The organism is Exiguobacterium sp. s28, from assembly GCF_018618135.1.
Lineage (GTDB): Bacteria > Bacillota > Bacilli > Exiguobacteriales > Exiguobacteriaceae > Exiguobacterium > Exiguobacterium mexicanum_A.
The window spans coordinates 432,095-448,899 of record NZ_JACSLL010000001.1 but is presented as its reverse complement, the minus strand read 5'-3'; the positions used below and the strand labels follow the sequence as shown (position 1 = coordinate 448,899).

The 16,805-nt window shown below is 56.4% G+C and carries 13 protein-coding genes; 10 read left to right on the top strand and 3 right to left on the bottom strand.

The annotated features are described in order from the left end of the window. The first annotated feature begins 48 nt into the window (after nucleotides 1-48). The 8 genes from prfB (at nucleotide 49) to KNP78_RS02225 (ending at nucleotide 8,544) form a co-directional block, all read left to right on the top strand. The gene (gene prfB, locus KNP78_RS02260; protein WP_034778563.1) at nucleotides 49-1,149 is read left to right on the top strand and encodes a peptide chain release factor 2; all 1,101 of its coding nucleotides are present in this window, start codon (nucleotides 49-51) and stop codon (nucleotides 1,147-1,149) included. A 61-nt stretch (nucleotides 1,150-1,210) separates the two neighbouring features. Continuing rightward, entirely contained in the window at nucleotides 1,211-2,068 is an 858-nt protein-coding gene (locus tag KNP78_RS02255) for a YitT family protein (RefSeq protein ID WP_021065415.1), read from the top strand. A 107-nt stretch (nucleotides 2,069-2,175) separates the two neighbouring features. Continuing rightward, entirely contained in the window at nucleotides 2,176-2,508 is a 333-nt protein-coding gene (gene cccB / locus KNP78_RS02250; protein ID WP_214707242.1) for a cytochrome c551, read from the top strand. A gap of 382 nt (nucleotides 2,509-2,890) precedes the next feature. Beyond that, the gene (gene ftsE / locus KNP78_RS02245) at nucleotides 2,891-3,577 is read left to right on the top strand and encodes a cell division ATP-binding protein FtsE (protein WP_214707244.1); all 687 of its coding nucleotides are present in this window, start codon (nucleotides 2,891-2,893) and stop codon (nucleotides 3,575-3,577) included. Continuing rightward, entirely contained in the window at nucleotides 3,567-4,469 is a 903-nt protein-coding gene (gene ftsX / locus KNP78_RS02240; RefSeq protein ID WP_214792817.1) for a permease-like cell division protein FtsX, read from the top strand. The genes ftsE and ftsX overlap by 11 nt, the downstream gene beginning before the upstream one ends. Nucleotides 4,470-4,499: 30 nt before the next feature. After that, nucleotides 4,500-5,864: a murein hydrolase activator EnvC family protein gene (locus KNP78_RS02235; protein WP_214792820.1), complete on the top strand. Its 1,365-nt coding sequence runs from the start codon at nucleotides 4,500-4,502 to the stop codon at nucleotides 5,862-5,864. Between the two features lie 99 nt (nucleotides 5,865-5,963). After that, entirely contained in the window at nucleotides 5,964-7,367 is a 1,404-nt protein-coding gene (locus KNP78_RS02230; RefSeq protein WP_214823212.1) for a S41 family peptidase, read from the top strand. Nucleotides 7,368-7,407: 40 nt separating this feature from the next. After that, a complete protein-coding gene (locus KNP78_RS02225) occupies nucleotides 7,408-8,544 on the top strand; it encodes a PDZ domain-containing protein (RefSeq protein ID WP_214823211.1) in 1,137 nt (378 codons plus the stop codon). 41 nt (nucleotides 8,545-8,585) lie between these two features. On the opposite strand, the gene glpK is transcribed toward KNP78_RS02225, so the two are convergent. The 3 genes from glpK to KNP78_RS02210 all read right to left on the bottom strand — a co-directional run bounded on the left by glpK (nucleotide 8,586) and on the right by KNP78_RS02210 (nucleotide 11,797). After that, a complete protein-coding gene (glpK, locus tag KNP78_RS02220; RefSeq protein ID WP_214823210.1) occupies nucleotides 8,586-10,103 on the bottom strand; it encodes a glycerol kinase GlpK in 1,518 nt (505 codons plus the stop codon). 30 nt (nucleotides 10,104-10,133) lie between these two features. Beyond that, nucleotides 10,134-10,841, bottom strand: coding sequence for an MIP/aquaporin family protein (locus KNP78_RS02215; protein WP_034778546.1), 708 nt, complete (start codon nucleotides 10,839-10,841; stop codon nucleotides 10,134-10,136). Between the two features lie 101 nt (nucleotides 10,842-10,942). After that, nucleotides 10,943-11,797: a sulfite exporter TauE/SafE family protein gene (locus tag KNP78_RS02210; protein WP_214823209.1), complete on the bottom strand. Its 855-nt coding sequence runs from the start codon at nucleotides 11,795-11,797 to the stop codon at nucleotides 10,943-10,945. A gap of 144 nt (nucleotides 11,798-11,941) precedes the next feature. Between KNP78_RS02210 and uvrB the strand changes: the two genes are divergently transcribed. Together uvrB and uvrA are read left to right on the top strand one after the other, a co-directional pair. Continuing rightward, nucleotides 11,942-13,918, top strand: a complete 1,977-nt coding sequence (gene uvrB, locus KNP78_RS02205; RefSeq protein WP_034778544.1) for an excinuclease ABC subunit UvrB — start codon at nucleotides 11,942-11,944, stop codon at nucleotides 13,916-13,918. Next, nucleotides 13,919-16,792, top strand: coding sequence for an excinuclease ABC subunit UvrA (gene uvrA, locus KNP78_RS02200; protein ID WP_034778543.1), 2,874 nt, complete (start codon nucleotides 13,919-13,921; stop codon nucleotides 16,790-16,792). Nucleotides 16,793-16,805 lie beyond the last annotated feature (13 nt).

The window sequence follows — 16,805 nt, the reverse complement described above, 5'->3', positions numbered from 1 at the left end:
AAGAGGCGAGCCCGCTCGCCTCTTTCCTACGGAAAGGTGACCTACACTATGGAAATTTCAGATATTCGTAACGAACTCGAGGCGATGGCGAAACGCCTCGAGAATTATCGCCAATCGCTCAACCTGACAGAGAAGCAGGCCCGCATCGCCGAGCTTGAGAACGAGATGACGTACCCGGACTTCTGGGACAGCCAAGAGAAGGCGCAAAAAGTCATCGACGAGTCGAACGCGCTCAAAGCGATGGTCGACAAGTATCAACAGCTTGCGGACGGCCATGAGGACGGCGAAGTCACGCTTGAACTCATCAAAGAAGAGCCGGACGCCGAGATGCAAGAAGAACTCGCGGAAATGGTGACGGCGCTCAAAGCCGACTTCGACGCGTTCGAACTCGAGATCCTCTTGAACGGACCGTATGACGCCAACAACGCCATCCTCGAGTTGCACCCGGGGGCGGGCGGTACCGAGTCGCAAGACTGGGCGTCGATGCTTCTGCGCATGTATCAACGTTTCGCTGACAAGCAAGGCTGGAAAGTCGAGACGGTCGACTACCTTGCGGGCGAAGAGGCCGGCGTCAAGTCGGTCACGCTCCGTATCGTCGGGCATAACGCCTACGGCTATTTGAAAGCGGAGAAAGGGATTCACCGATTGGTCCGCATCTCGCCGTTCGACTCGTCAGGCCGCCGTCATACATCGTTCGTCTCGTGCGATGTCATGCCGGAGTTCAATGACGACATTGAGATCGAAGTGAAGACAGAAGACCTCCGCATCGACACGTACCGCGCGTCGGGTGCCGGCGGTCAGCACATCAACACGACCGATTCGGCCGTCCGGATCACGCACGTGCCGACGGGTGTCGTCGTCTCGTGTCAGGCTGAACGTTCGCAAATCAAGAACCGCGAAGCGGCGATGAAGATGCTCAAAGCGAAACTGTATCAACGCGAACTCGACGAGCAGCAACGCAAGCTCGATGAGATCCGCGGCGAGAAAACAGACATCGGCTGGGGCAGCCAAATCCGCTCGTACGTCTTCCACCCGTACGCAATGGTCAAAGACCACCGCACGAGCTATGAGGTCGGGAACACGGGCGGCGTCATGGATGGGGACATCATGGGCTTTATCGACGCTTACCTCCGCAAGACAAATATGTGATGCAAGTGGCTCAAGGACTGACGTCTTTGGGCCACGTTGTATGTAGAGGAGAAAACCTTTAATGAAGCAAATCGTCAAAGACTACATTTATTTACTGACCGGGTCTGTCTTCGTCGCCTCGGCGTTCAGCTTGTTTCTATTGCCGAACAACCTCGCCTCGGGCGGCGTCAGCGGGATCTCGATCATCACGTACGAGCTGTTCAACATCTCGCCAGGGGCGTTCCAGCTCGTGTCGAACGTGTTGCTCCTCCTCGTCGGCTGGATGATCCTCGGGCTCGGCTTCGGCGTCAAGTCGCTCGTCGGGTCAATCTTTTTGCCGGGCGTGATCTTGTTTTATGAAGCGATCGACGCGGGAGCGGCCGTCAATGACACGTTGCTCGCGGCCATCTTCGGCGGGGCCGGCGTCGGGATCGGTCTTGGGCTCATCTTCCGGGGACGGGCATCGACCGGGGGAATGGATTTGCTCGCGCAGATCCTACATAAGTTCACCCACATCCCGCTCTATCTCTGTATCGCCATCCTCGATGGGGCGGTCGTCCTCGTCGCTGCGGTCACGTTCTCGTTCACGACGGGACTATACGCACTCATCGCGCTGTTCATCACGATCAAGATGATCGACTTCGTCCAGCTCGGCTTCACGCAGGACAAGATGGCATACGTCATCTCGGAGAAGCGGGACGTCATCACGCGCGCCGTCTTCGATGAGCTCGACCGGGGCGCGACGGAGATCCAAGCGATCGGGGCGTACTCGCGTCTCGAACGGCCAATGCTTCTCGTCGTCGTCCGCCAAAACGAGGTGAGTCGTCTGAAAGAGATCATCCGCCGCATCGATCCCGATGCGTTCCTCATCTTCAGCGAGGCGCACGAGGTGATGGGGCAAGGATTCACGTCGGACAAACGCTATATCAACGTGCCGTAAGTTGTGGAATCTTTGTGTATTTTTCGTGAGTTAGGTTAGAAAGCGGTTCATAACGGCTATAATGGTAAAAGTAGGTTATTTCTACGACATAGGAGGGGAACCTGATTATGAAGAAATGGATGATGGCGATCGGACTTGGCGCCATGCTCACGCTCGGTGCGTGCGGCGGTGGCGATGAAGAAGAGTCGACGAGCAACGGGGACGGCGCGAACACGGCGTCGGTCGACGCGGAAGCGGTCTACGCCCAAAACTGTGCGGCGTGCCACGGCGCGAACTTAGAAGGCATGAGCGGTCCGAAACTTTCGGACGTCGGTTCACGTCTGTCGGCTAGTGAAATCGAAGAAATTATCAAAAACGGGAAAGGCGCCATGCCTGCGAACGTGATCGAGGGAGACGAAGAAATCACAGCGGTCGCGGCTTGGCTCGCTGAGAAAAAATAATCAGGGCACGGGAGACACTCGTGGTTTGACTCAGGCACTCGCGGACGCGAGTGCCTTTTTGAATGTGCGTTTCACCGTCTGTGTCGATCTCGTGAAGCCCATCTTCATTTCGACAATTTCACACCGAACTCCATCCAACTGAAACATTCCTGTAATGGTTATTTAAAAGTCCGATTGCTATAATTGTAGGCGCTTGAAGAATATCGCCTGTCGCCTTTTTTGGATAGGTGGGCACGAACAGGGTCCCTTGACAGGACGAGTGCTTATCGTGTAGAACAGAGGCTAGGCGAAAATATTCACTTAACGAATCAATTCGATGAAACCAATTCAGAATTCGTCATAGATGCATGGAAAATATATAAAAAGGGTAGGGGAATACGTTATGATATCGATGCAAAAAGTCAGCAAAGTATATCCGAACGGCGTCGTCGCAGTCGACGACCTCGATTTGAAGATCGAAGACGGCGAATTTTTATACGTCGTCGGACCATCCGGCGCCGGGAAATCGACGTTCATGAAAATGATTTATCGGGAGGAGAAACCGTCGAGTGGTCAGCTCATGATTGACGGGATCGACGTCGGCAAACTGAAAAACCGCCACGTCCCAAAACTGCGCCGTCAACTCGGCGTCATCTTCCAAGACTACAAGTTGTTGCCGTCTTTGACGGTATATGAGAACGTCGCGTTCGCACTCGAGGTCGTTCAAGCCGACACGGGCACGATGCGCAAACAGGTCATGGACGTGTTGAACCTCGTCGGCCTGAAGCACAAGGCGCGCAACTATCCGGACGAACTGTCGGGTGGGGAGCAGCAACGTGTGTCGATCGCCCGTGCCATCGTCAATAAGCCTAAGCTCATCATCGCCGACGAGCCGACCGGTAACTTAGACCCGGACACGGCTTGGGGCATCATGGAAGTATTTGAAGAGATTCACCGTCGCGGGGCCACGATCGTCATGGCGACGCACAACCGTGATATCGTCGACAAGATCCGTCATCGCGTCATCGCGATCGAGAACGGAAAAGTCGTCCGCGATGAAGAGAAAGGAGCATATGGCTATGATATTTAAAAGTGGAATCCGTCATCTGCGCGAAGGGTTCAAGGGAACACTTCGCAACGGGTGGATGACGTTTGCGGCTGTCAGTGCCGTCACCATCACCTTGTTACTCGTCGGGGTGTTCGCCCTCGTCATGTTCAACGTCAATGAGATCTCGGAGAACGTCGAGAACGACGTCGAGATCCAAGTATTCGTCACCCGGACCGCGGAGGAAGCGAACGTCGAGAAGCTCGGCGAGAATATAGAGCAGATTCCAGGCGTCGCATCGGTCACGTTCAGCTCGAAAGAGGATGAACTGGAGAACTTCCGTAACCAGCTCGGGGAAGACGCCAACGCCTATGGAACGGTCGAGAAAGACAACCCGCTCCATGACCGCTATATCGTCAAGGCATCAGACCCGCTCGAGACGGAGACGGTCGCCGACGCCGTGCAATCACTCGACAACGTCGATAAGGTCACATACGGACAGGACTATATCGACAAGATGTTCGCTTTCTTCAACGGGATTCGCATCGGTGGACTCGTGTTGATCGTCGGTCTCACACTCATGGCGATGTTCCTCATCTCGAACACGATCAAGATGACGATCTTCTCACGCCGTCGCGAGATTGAGATCATGCGCCTCGTCGGGGCGAAAAACAGCTTCATTCGCTGGCCGTTCTTCATCGAAGGACTTCTCCTCGGTGTGCTCGGCGCGCTCATCCCGATCGCCGTCATCTACTTCGGTTATGACGTCGCATATAGTGCTTTACAACCATCGCTAGATCAACTGAATAGTGATATATTTAAATTGATTGATCCATCGGTACTGACGACACAAGTGTCGCTCGTCCTCTTGGCGCTCGGTGCTTTCATCGGGATCTGGGGCTCGACAACATCACTCGGTCGGTTCTTGAAAGTCTAATCTAATTTAAATATGAGGAGGAGTTGGCGGATGAAACGTTCGCTTGCGCTTGGATTAAGTTTGACGCTACTTGCCTCGCCGGTCATGGCGACGGAGAAAGACACGCTGAAAGCACGACAAGATCGTCTATCCAATCAATTGGAGGAGTCCAAGAAAGCGCAAGACGAGACGGACGCCGAGCTCGACATCACCGAGGCGGAACGCGACGCGGTAGCGACAGAGATTCGCGCCGTCAATGAACGTCTCGAGGGATTAAGTGAACAGATCGCCGTCCAGCAGGAAGAAGCGGACGCGGCGCGCACCGAGCTCGAGGAAACCCGTGATCAACTCGCTGCCCATGGGCAGTACCTCGAAAGCCAGAAGGCGCTCCTTAGTGAGCGTCTTCGTGTGCTTCAAGTACACGAGGACCGGTCCTATCTCCAAGTCGTCTTTGAGTCCCGCTCGTTCGGAGACTTCGTGACGCGGCTGTTGACCGCGCAGACGATCGCGGAGCAGGACCGGGACCTCATACATACCTACATGAATGAAGTCGAGCGGCTCGAAACGCTCGAGGCACGGCAACGGACGCAGCTGTCATTCTTGAAACAAAAAGAACGTGAGCTCGTCGTGACGAAACAAGCGCTCGACGTCGCCGCCGAACAGAAGCGCGACTTGTTGTCGGAGCTGAACGAACAGGTCGAACTGCTCGAACTTGAAAAAATGAGCCGTGCCGAAGAGCAGGCGCTCATGAACGAACAGAGCCGCATCATCGCCGGACAGCTCGAAGCGATCGCCACGGCGGAACGAGAAGCGGCCGAAGCGCAGGCCCGAGCCGAAGCGGAAGCACGGGCGAAGGCGGAAGCCGAGGCGAAAGCACAGGCCGAGGCCAAAGCCGCAGCTGCAGCGGAAGCGAAAGGACAGTCGGACGAGAAGGCCACGGCCTCACCAGCACCGACGCCCCCACCGCCTGCGGAAGCCCCGACGAACGTGTCGGGGCCGGCGACCTCGTTCGTCCGTCCGGTGTCCGGTTACGTGTCGAGCCCGTTCGGTCCTCGCCAAAACCCATTGACAGGCGTGGCGGAGTCGCATCGCGGCATCGATCTCGTCAATGCGACCGGGACCCCGATCGTCGCGGCGGCACCAGGCATCGTCATCAAGGCGGCGCCGGCGACAGGATACGGCAACGTCGTCTTCGTCTCCCACATCGTCGGTGGGGCCGTCTGGACGACCGTATATGCCCATCTCGACTCGATCACGGTCTCGTCTGGGCAAACGGTGTCCGCTGGCCAGACCGTCGGTACGCTCGGCAACACGGGCTGGTCGACGGGACCGCATCTCCACTTCGAATTACATCGCGGACAATGGGCGCCAGGGCAACCGAATGCGGTCGACCCGGGTCCTTATATCGGTTACTGATGAGACGGACGTGTTCCAAATTTGTGGAACGCGTCCGTTTTTCTGAACTTTTTGCTATACTGAATGAAAGACTGACAAAGAGAAAAGAGGGAATCACCCGTGAAAAATACAACCGCAGGATTACTAGCCGGCGCTACGTTCGTCGCCGGGGCCGGTGCAGGGCTCGCGACGATGGCGTTTACGGATACGGCGCTGCCGATTCAACCGAAGGCAGAAGGCTGGGACAAGGTCGACCAAGTCCGGCAATTGATCGAGACGCATTCATTGAAGGATATTTCGGAAGAGGATTTATTGACCGGTGCCCTCGACGGGATGACGGCAGCGCTCGACGACCCGTACTCGGACTTCCTCGATGCCGAAGAGACGTCACAGTTCACCGACTCAATCGAGTCGAGCTTTGAAGGAATCGGCGCGACTTTGGAGAAGAAAGGAGAAGACATCTTAATCGTCGCTCCAATCAAAGGCGCACCAGCCGAAGCGGCAGGTCTTCGGTCCGGTGATGTCATCACAGCGGTCGACGGGGAATCGATTGAAGGGATGGCCGTCGAAGAGGCGGTTCAACTCATCCGGGGCGAGAAAGGGACGGTCGTTACGCTGACGATTCAGCGCGGCGGCCAAGAGGCCGACTACGAGATCACACGCGATACGATTCCAATCGAGACCGTCTACTCGGAAGTGAAAGAACAGGACGGAAAAAAGGTTGGTTATATCGAGGTGACCCAATTCTCCGAGCCGACGGCGGACGAATTTTTAGAGCAGCTCGAGGCGCTTGAATCGGAAGGGATCGATAGCCTGATCATCGACGTACGAGGCAATCCGGGTGGATTGCTCCCTGCCGTCATCGAGATGACCGAAGGATTCGTCCCGACGAACAAACCGGTCGTCCAAATCGAGAATGCGGACGGGGACCGCGAGTCGCAGAGCGGCCGTGCCCGGGAAGCGAAGCCGTACGACTTGTTCGTCTTGACGGACGAAGGGTCGGCATCGGCGTCTGAAATTCTGGCCGGAGCCCTCAAAGAAGGTGCCGGGGCCACGATCATCGGCAACAAGACGTTCGGGAAAGGCGTCGTCCAGACGGCGTTCGATTTAGAGGACGGCAGCAACTTGAAGCTGACGACGAGTAAATGGCTCACACCGGACGGGAACTGGATCAACGAGAAAGGCATCGAACCGGACGTCGAGGTCGATCAACCGGATTACTTCAATGTCACCCGCATCCTCGCCGACGCGGATACGCTCAAAGTCGGGGACTACGGGGAAGCGATCTCGAACTTGCATACCGTGTTGACGGGCATCGGCTATGAGCCGGGCGGACAGCCGGGCTATTTCGGTGATACGATGGGCCGTGCCGTCAGTGCCTTCCAAGCCGACAACAACTTGTCGGAAGACGGGATCGTCAATGAAGCGACGGCGTCGGCGCTCGAGTCACGCTTGCTCGAGGAGATTCAAGATGAGGCGAACGATGCCCAATTGAATCGCGCGCTCGAAGAAGCTGCAAAATAAGGATTAGGGAAAGGATTGGACAAGTGTGGACGTTCTACGAATGAGTTTTACTGCTTTGTTGACCTTGATCGGTAGTCCGCTACTCTGGGCGACGCTCGTCGCCCTCGCTTACATATCCATGACGCGCATCAAACGGGAGCGGGGCATGTTCCGCTCGCGTCGGCGTTCGCCGAAATCGGACTGGCGCCATTTTCTATGGCCGAGCCTGCTCCTTGCCGTCATCGGTTCGGCGGCGCTGATTCTGCTCGAGACGACCGTCAACTGGGAATGGGTCGTGACGTTCAGCGTGCTGTACGCGCTCATCGTCTTGACGATGCACCCGCGTTTCAGTAGCCCGGCGTTCCCGTTTTTGATCATGCTGACGGCAGTCGCGCTTCGTGACGTCATCGAGTATGGCGGACTGACAGGGTGGATGGATCGATTGGCCGAGGTCGACTGGCCGGTGTATGCGCTCGTATTCGGTGTCGTGACGCTCGCGGAAGCGATCCTCTTACGGTGGAACGGTCCGGTCGAGACGTCACCGACGCTCATCTTGTCCAAACGGGGCCAATTCATCGGCGGCCACGTCGTCAAACGGCTCTGGTTCTTCCCGCTTGTCGTCTTCCTACCCCCGTCCTTCGGTCTCGACGGCCCAGTGCCGATCATCTTGCCGATCCCAATCGGGGTGAGCCTGCTGTCGACGGGAGCACTCCCAGGGACGCTCCTCGGCCGCTTGAGCCTGTATCGAGGCCTGCTCGCGCTCATCGCCATCGGTTTGGTCGGGGCTTCCTACGCCATCGACGTCCCGTACGCGGCCTACATCTTGCTCGGTCTGTTCGTGTTGTATGAGTTGGCGCTACAACTCATCAAGCGAGAGAATCGAGGGACGACGCCGGTGTTCATCAACGGCAACCGAGGAGCGGTCATCATCGACACGCTCCCGGGCTCACCGGGCGAGGCGATGCAGCTCATCCCGGGCGAATCGATCTACAAAGTGAACGGAACCGTCATCACGGGCGGGAGCAGCTTCTATGAGGCGCTCCAGTTGCATAAACCGTACATCAAGCTCGAGGTGCTCAACTTGAACGGGGACATCCGTTTCGTGCAACGGGCGATGTATGAGACCGACCCGCACGAGCTCGGCATCTTGTTCGTCGCCGAACCGGCGAGCCCACGTTTGCGGTTACGGAAACTATAAAAGGGAGCATCCTTGGCGGATGCTCCCTTTCGTGCGTTCAATTAAAGTTCAAGTTTTGATGGTTTGAAGCCCATTGTCGCTTCGACTGCGTGTTGCCAGCCTTTATACAGATTTTCGCGGTGTGCGTCGTCCATCTTCGGTTCGAATTGATGGTCAAGTTTCCACTGTTGTTTGATCTCTGCTTGGTCTTTCCAGAACCCGACGGCGAGACCGGCGAGATAGGCGGCACCAAGAGCCGTCGTCTCGCTCACTTCAGGTCGTTCGACCGGGACGTCCAAGATGTCCGCTTGGAACTGCATGAGGAAGTTGTTGTTGACCGCACCGCCGTCGACGCGGAGCGTCTTCAACTCGATGCCAGAATCTTGTTCCATCGCCGTCAAGACATCGCGTGTCTGATAGGCGAGTGACTCGAGCGTCGCCCGGACGAAATGTTCTTTCTCCGTCCCGCGCGTGAGGCCGAAGATGGCACCACGGACGTCCGAGTTCCAATACGGGGCACCAAGTCCGACGAAGGCTGGGACGACGTAGACGCCGTCTGTCGTCTCGACGCGGTTGGCGTACTGTTCCGTGTCTTTCGCCGACTTGAGCATACGGAGTCCGTCACGGAGCCATTGGATGGCCGAACCGGCGACGAAGATTGAACCTTCGAGCGCATATTCGACTTTACCGTTGTATCCCCATGCAATCGTCGTGAGCAGACCATGGTCCGACTTGACGGCTTCTTCGCCCGTGTTCATGAGCATGAAGCAACCTGTACCGTACGTGTTCTTACCTTCTCCTGACTCGAAGCAGGCTTGACCGAAGAGGGCTGCCTGTTGGTCACCGGCCGCGCCGGCAATCGGAACTTCGAAGCCGAAGAAGTGGTACGGGATCGTGTTGGCGTACACTTCACTCGACGGTTTGACTTCCGGGAGCATCGACTTCGGTACCGTCAAGATCTCCAGCAACTCATCGTCCCACTTCTGCTCATAGATGTTGTACATGAGCGTCCGTGACGCGTTCGAGTAGTCCGTGACGTGGGCGTGGCCGCCTGACAGTTTCCAGATGAGCCAAGTGTCGATCGTTCCGAAGAGGAGGTCACCGGCTTCGGCTTTCTCACGGGCGCCTTCGACGTTGTCGAGGATCCATTTGACTTTCGTGCCTGAGAAGTAGGCGTCAATCAAGAGGCCTGTCTTATCGCGGAACAAGTCGGCATGACCGGCTTCCTTCAACTCATCACAAATACCGGCTGTTTGACGCGATTGCCAGACGACGGCGTTATAGACCGGACGTCCTGTCGACTTCTCCCAGACGACGGCTGTTTCCCGTTGGTTCGTGATGCCGATAGCTGCGATCTCTTTTGGATCGATGTCGGCCGAACCGAACGCCTCGGCCATGACAGCGAGGACAGAACCCCAAATCTCATTGGCGTTATGCTCGACCCAGCCTGGCTTAGGGAAGTATTGTTTGAACTCGCGCTGAGCGGTCGTGACGATTTTTCCGTCGTGGTCGAAGATGATCGCCCGTGAGCTTGTCGTTCCTTGGTCAAGTGCTAAGATGTAGCGTTTTTCTTTCTCCATATGAGAGAGCCTCCTTAGAAATTAGAAAGATTATGGTACGAGAATACCGTACAGCAATGCGGCGATGACCGCCCCGATGATCGGTCCGACGACCGGGATCCATGAGTAGCCCCAGTCCGACGTGCCTTTGCCTTTGATAGGAAGGATCGCATGTGCAATCCGCGGTCCGAGGTCACGCGCCGGGTTGATGGCATATCCCGTTGTACCACCAAGCGAGAGACCAATCGAGACGACGAGGAAACCGACGATAAGCGGATTCAAACCGTCCGTGAACGTGTTGGCCCCGAAAGATAAAATTCCGAAGACGAGGACGAACGTACCGATGATTTCTCCGATCACGTTGAACGGTGTGCTACGAATCCCAGGTGCGGTCGAGAATGTCGCCAATTTGGCGCCCGGGTCGTCGGTCGCATCATAGTGCGGCTTGTAATGGACATACACGAGGACGGCCCCGATGAACGCCCCGATGAATTGTGCCAAAATATACGCTGGCACATCAGCCCAAGGGAATGAGCCTGCTGTCGCGAGACCGACCGTCACGGCAGGGTTCAAGTGAGCCCCTCCATAGATTCCGGCTGCGTATACCCCGATCATAACGGCGAAGCCCCAACCGAACGTGATGACGACCCAACCTGCGTTCTCCGCTTTCGAATGACGGAGGACGACGCCGGCGACGACACCGTTACCGAGCAAGATGAGTAGCATTGTACCAATAATTTCGCTGACGAATGCTGACATGTGATACTCCCTTCCTTCCATATTAAATTTGGCTTACCACTTCATTATATGCCCCAAATGAAAGCGTTTCAAAACCGAATATGCAAAAAAAGCCACTTTTCTTATGAAAAGTGGTTTTGATTGGTAATCCGGCGTCTGAAGTCGAGGCCGATCCCGACGAGAAAGATGAGCAGGACCATCAAACTCACGTACGCGAGCGGGGGAAAGCTCGTGGCTCCGAGGTCGAGGAGAATCGAAGCGATGACGGCGAGGTAGAGCCAAGCGAGGCGTCGCGAAATCTCTTTATCGTCGTAACGGTCCGTGAGGGATGCCCCAATCGGCGCGCCGATGAACGCCCCGAGGACGAGGGCAAGCGGCGTCACATAATCGAGCGATAGCGACGGCAGATAGCCGACGAGTCCGCCGAGCGAGATGAACAGGACGGCAGCAAGGCTCGTCCCGACCCCGCGATGCGTCGTGAAGCCGAGCCAACTGACGAGGAGCGGGACGATGATGAACCCGCCGCCGATGCCGAGGAGGGCGGACAACAGTCCGGCCATCGCTCCGATCATCATCCCCGCGAAAACGGTCGATTTTTTCGGCTTCTGCGGTTTCGATGTTTTCTTTAATAGCGTAACGGCAAAATAAGATAGGATAGCCAGATAAAATAAGTTCAGTAACCAATCATACGTGCCCGAGATCGAGAGGACGAGGCGGCTCGACAGCTGTGCCGTGACGGCGCCGGTCAGTCCGACCGTGATGCCGGTCGACCAAGACACGTTGCCGAGCGACGTATGTTTCTTCGCGCCGGACAGGCTCGTCCCGACGACGAACAAGAGCGACGTGGCGACGGCCTCTGCTGCCGAATAACCACTAAAGAGCAGCACCGGGACGATGATGACCCCGCCGCCGATACCGAAGAATCCGGACAAGGCGCCGACGATGGCACCGAGCGGGATGAAGAGAAGTGACCACATGACGACCAACTCGTTTCTACTTAGATTCACTCTCCATGATAACGAAAAGCGGAGCGATTTGGGAAGCGTGTCAGAAGCGAATATTTGTTCGTGTATGTGCTATAATCAAGTCAATATGCAAGGAACAGAAAGCGAGGAATATATATGGATAAGATTAGCGTTCCGTTCGACTTACAATCAGAATATAAGCCGGCCGGCGACCAACCGGAGGCGATTCGACAGCTCGTCGAGGGCGTCAATCGCGGCGACCGGTACCAGACGTTGCTCGGGGCGACCGGCACCGGGAAGACGTTCACCGTATCGAACGTCATCCAAGAAGTGAAGAAGCCGACGCTCGTCTTGGCCCACAACAAGACGCTCGCCGGACAGCTCTACTCGGAGTTCAAGGAATTCTTCCCGAACAACGCCGTCGAATATTTCGTCAGCTATTACGACTACTATCAGCCAGAGGCGTACGTCCCATCGACGGACACGTTCATCGAGAAAGACGCCTCAATCAACGACGAGATCGATAAGCTTCGTCACTCGGCGACGTCGGCCTTGTTTGAACGCGATGACGTCATCATCGTCGCCTCCGTGTCGTGTATTTACGGTCTCGGTAACCCGGAAGAATATAACAGCCTCGTCTTGAGTCTCCGTGTCGGGAAAGAGTTGGGCCGTGATCAGATGCTCCGCAAGTTGATCGACATCCAATATGAGCGGAACGATATCGACTTCCAACGCGGGCGGTTCCGTGTCCGAGGTGACGTCGTCGAGATCTTCCCGGCGTCACGCGACGAGCAGTGTTTGCGCGTCGAGTTTTTCGGAGACGAGATCGACCGGATCCGCGAGATGGACCCGCTCACCGGCGAGATCATCGCCGATCGCGAGCATGTCTCGATCTTCCCGGCATCCCACTTCGTCACCCGCGACGAGAAGCTGCAAAAAGCGATCGTCAACATCGAGGCCGAGCTCGAACAACAGCTCGAGAAGTTCCGCGAGGAAGGGAAGCTGCTCGAGGCGCAACGGCTTGAACAGCGGACGAACTATGACCTCGAGATGATGCGTGAGATGGGCTACTGTTCAGGCATCGAGAACTATTCGCGCCATTTGAACTTGACCGAGGCAGGGGCGACGCCGTACACGCTCATCGACTACTTCCCGAAAGACTTCCTACTCGTCGCCGATGAGTCGCACGTGACACTCCCGCAAGTACGCGGGATGTACAACGGTGACCAGGCCCGGAAACAAGTGCTCGTCGATCACGGCTTCCGCCTCCCGTCGGCGAAGGACAACCGGCCGCTCAAGTTTGAAGAGTTTGAGAAGAAGTTGTCACAGGCGATCTTCATCTCGGCGACACCGGGTCCGTATGAGCTTGAACATACACCGGACATGATCGAACAAATCATCCGGCCGACAGGTCTCTTAGACCCGACGATCGAGATCCATCCGATCAAAGGACAAATCGATTACTTGATGGACCAGATCCGCGAACGCATCAAACAGGACGAACGCGTCCTCGTGACGACGCTCACGAAGAAGATGGCCGAGGACTTATCGGACTATCTGCGTGAAGCGGGCATCAAGGTCAACTATATGCACTCAGAAATCAAAACGCTCGAGCGGATCGAGATCATCCGTGACCTCCGTCTCGGAAAATATGATGTCCTTGTCGGGATCAACTTGCTGCGGGAAGGTCTAGACATCCCGGAAGTGAGTCTTGTCACGATTCTCGACGCCGACAAGGAAGGATTCCTTCGTTCGGACCGCTCGCTCATTCAGACGATTGGACGGGCGGCTCGGAACTCGAACGGGCACGTCATCTTGTTCGCTGATAAGATGACCGACTCGATGACACGGGCGATTGAAGAGACCGACCGTCGTCGCTCGATTCAACAAGCCTATAATGAAGAACACGGCATCACGCCGCAGACGATCCGCAAAGAAGTGCGCGGCGTCATCCGCGCGACGGTCGATGCCGAGGAAGAAGTGCTCGAGTCGCTCAGTTCGATGAAACCGGCCGAGCGCGAGGTGGCGATTGCCAAACTAGAAGAAGAAATGAAACAAGCGGCCCGCGACCTCCAGTTCGAACGGGCGGCCGAATTGCGTGACTTAATCTTGGAGTTGAAGGTAGGGAATTAAATGGCTGAAAAGAAAAATGCGATCGTCATTAAAGGGGCGCGCGTCAACAACTTGAAAAACATTGATATCGATATCCCGCGTGACCAGCTCGTCGTCTTGACGGGCTTGTCCGGCTCGGGCAAATCGTCACTTGCGTTCGATACGATTTACGCCGAAGGACAGCGTCGCTACGTCGAGAGCTTATCGGCCTATGCCCGGCAGTTCCTCGGACAGATGGACAAGCCGGACGTCGATACGATCGAGGGTCTCAGCCCGGCCATCTCGATCGACCAGAAGACGACGAGCCGCAACCCGCGCTCGACCGTTGGGACGGTGACGGAAATTTATGACTACTTACGCCTGTTGTTCGCCCGCATCGGGAAACCGGTCTGTCCACGTCACGGCATCGAAATCTCGAGCCAGACGATCTCGCAGATGGTCGACCAAGTGATGGAACTGCCGGAGAAGACGCGGCTGCAAATCTTGGCGCCGATTGTCTCAGGCCGTAAAGGGACGCACGTCAAAGTGTTCGACTCGCTCAAAAAGGAAGGGTTCGTCCGCGTCCGTGTCAACGGCGAGACGATCGAACTGACCGATGAGATCGACCTCGATAAGAACAAGAAACATTCCATCGAGGTCGTCGTCGATCGCCTCGTCGTCCGCCCTGACGTCGAAGGCCGTCTTGCTGATTCACTTGAGACGGCGCTTCGCCTCGCCGACGGCCGAGCCATCATCGACAAGATGGACGGCACCGAGCTCCTGTTCAGCGAACATCACGCTTGTCCGATTTGTGGCTTCTCGATTGGCGAACTCGAGCCGCGTATGTTCTCGTTCAACTCGCCGTTCGGTGCCTGTCCGACGTGTGACGGGCTCGGTACGAAGCTTGATGTCGACCCGGAACTCGTTATCCCGGACCCGTCGAAGACGCTGAAGGAAGGCGCCGTCGTCGCCTGGCAGCCGACAAGCTCGCAATATTATCCGCAACTGCTCGCCTCGATGTGCAAACACTTTGACATCGACATGGACGTGCCGTTCGAACGTCTGTCGAAGCGTGACCAAGACCTCGTCTTGCACGGGACGGACGAAGAGTCGTTCTTGTTCCGTTACGAGAACGATTTCGGACAAGTCCGGACGAACACGATCTTCTTCGAAGGGGTGCTCCGCAACATCGAGCGCCGCTATAAAGAGACGACGTCCGATTATATCCGTGAACAGATGGAGACGTACATGGCGACACACGCTTGTCCGACATGCAGCGGTTATCGGTTGAAAGAAGAGACGCTCGCCGTCAAAATCACGGGCCACCATATCGGGCAAGTGACCTCACTGTCCGTCGTCAACGCCATCAAGTTGTTCGACTCGATCATGACAGAGTTGAGCGAGAAAGATATCGCCATCGCCCGTCTCATCTTGCAAGAGATTTGTGAGCGGCTCAGCTTCTTGAACAACGTCGGGCTCGACTACTTGACGTTGTCACGGGCGGCCGGGACGCTCTCGGGCGGGGAAGCACAGCGGATTCGTCTCGCGACCCAAATCGGCTCACGGCTCACGGGCGTCCTATACGTCCTCGATGAACCGTCGATTGGATTGCATCAGCGTGACAACGACCGCTTGATTGCGACGCTCAAACAGATGCGTGACATCGGCAACACGCTCATCGTCGTCGAGCACGATGAGGATACGATGATGGCAGCCGACTACTTGATCGACATCGGACCGGGCGCCGGCGAACACGGCGGAGAAGTCATCGCTGCCGGGACGCCGAAGCAGCTCATGAAGAACAGAAAGTCGCTCACGGGCCAATATTTGTCCGGTAAGAAGTTCATCCCGCTCCCGGCCGAACGGAAAGTGCCGGACGAGCGTTTCTTGAAGATCTTGAAGGCGGAAGAGAACAACTTGAAAGGGGTCGACGTCTCGATTCCGCTCGGTATGTTCATCGCCGTCACCGGCGTCTCCGGTTCCGGGAAATCGACGCTCATCAACGAGATTCTGTATAAATCGCTCGCCCACCACATCAACCGGGCCAAGGCGAAACCAGGGAAGCATAAGAAGATTGAAGGACTCGACCATATCGACAAAGTCATCGATATCGACCAGTCACCAATCGGACGGACGCCGCGGTCGAACCCGGCGACATATACCGGTGTATTCGATGATATCCGTGACGTGTTCGCGTCGACGAACGAGGCGAAGATGCGCGGCTATAAGAAAGGGCGCTTCAGTTTCAACGTCAAGGGCGGACGCTGTGAGGCGTGCCGCGGGGACGGAATCATCAAGATCGAGATGCACTTCTTGCCGGACGTCTACGTCCCGTGTGAAGTGTGTCACGGGAAACGCTATAACCGTGAGACGCTCGAAGTGAAGTACAAAGGTAAGACGATCGCCGACGTGCTCGATATGACGATCGAAGAAGGGCTCGACTTCTTTGACAAGATTCCGAAAATCAAGCGTAAGATTCAGACGATTTATGACGTCGGTCTCGGCTATATGAAACTCGGGCAACCGGCGACGGAACTGTCAGGCGGGGAAGCGCAGCGCGTCAAGCTCGCCTCCGAGCTCCATAAACGTTCGACCGGGAAGACGATCTACATCTTGGACGAGCCGACGACGGGTCTTCACGTCGACGACATCGCTCGTCTGTTGAAAGTGTTGCAACGCCTCGTCGAGAACGGGGACACGGTGCTCGTCATCGAGCATAACCTCGACGTCATCAAATCGGCCGACTACTTGATCGACCTCGGACCTGAGGGCGGTGACGGCGGCGGTACGATCGTCGCGACCGGGACGCCGGAAGAAGTCGCCGAAGTGGCCGCGTCGTACACCGGTAAGTATTTGAAGCCGGTGTTAGAACGGGATGCGGCCCGAGCGAAACCGAAAGCAGGAAAACGGAAGTAAGGTATAGAAATGA

Bases quoted from the DNA above. Each gene is read 5' to 3' on its own strand.
- uvrA (WP_034778543.1), top strand. From the start codon at position 13,919: ATGGCTGAAAAGAAAAATGCGATCGTCATTAAAGGGGCGCGCGTCAAC.
- cccB (WP_214707242.1), top strand. From the start codon at position 2,176: ATGAAGAAATGGATGATGGCGATCGGACTTGGCGCCATGCTCACGCTC.
- KNP78_RS02215 (WP_034778546.1), bottom strand. From the start codon at position 10,841: ATGTCAGCATTCGTCAGCGAAATTATTGGTACAATGCTACTCATCTTG.
- KNP78_RS02225 (WP_214823211.1), top strand. From the start codon at position 7,408: ATGAGTTTTACTGCTTTGTTGACCTTGATCGGTAGTCCGCTACTCTGG.
- prfB (WP_034778563.1), top strand. From the start codon at position 49: ATGGAAATTTCAGATATTCGTAACGAACTCGAGGCGATGGCGAAACGC.
- glpK (WP_214823210.1), bottom strand. From the start codon at position 10,103: ATGGAGAAAGAAAAACGCTACATCTTAGCACTTGACCAAGGAACGACA.
- ftsE (WP_214707244.1), top strand. From the start codon at position 2,891: ATGATATCGATGCAAAAAGTCAGCAAAGTATATCCGAACGGCGTCGTC.
- KNP78_RS02235 (WP_214792820.1), top strand. From the start codon at position 4,500: ATGAAACGTTCGCTTGCGCTTGGATTAAGTTTGACGCTACTTGCCTCG.
- ftsX (WP_214792817.1), top strand. From the start codon at position 3,567: ATGATATTTAAAAGTGGAATCCGTCATCTGCGCGAAGGGTTCAAGGGA.
- KNP78_RS02210 (WP_214823209.1), bottom strand. From the start codon at position 11,797: ATGTGGTCACTTCTCTTCATCCCGCTCGGTGCCATCGTCGGCGCCTTG.
- KNP78_RS02255 (WP_021065415.1), top strand. From the start codon at position 1,211: ATGAAGCAAATCGTCAAAGACTACATTTATTTACTGACCGGGTCTGTC.
- uvrB (WP_034778544.1), top strand. From the start codon at position 11,942: ATGGATAAGATTAGCGTTCCGTTCGACTTACAATCAGAATATAAGCCG.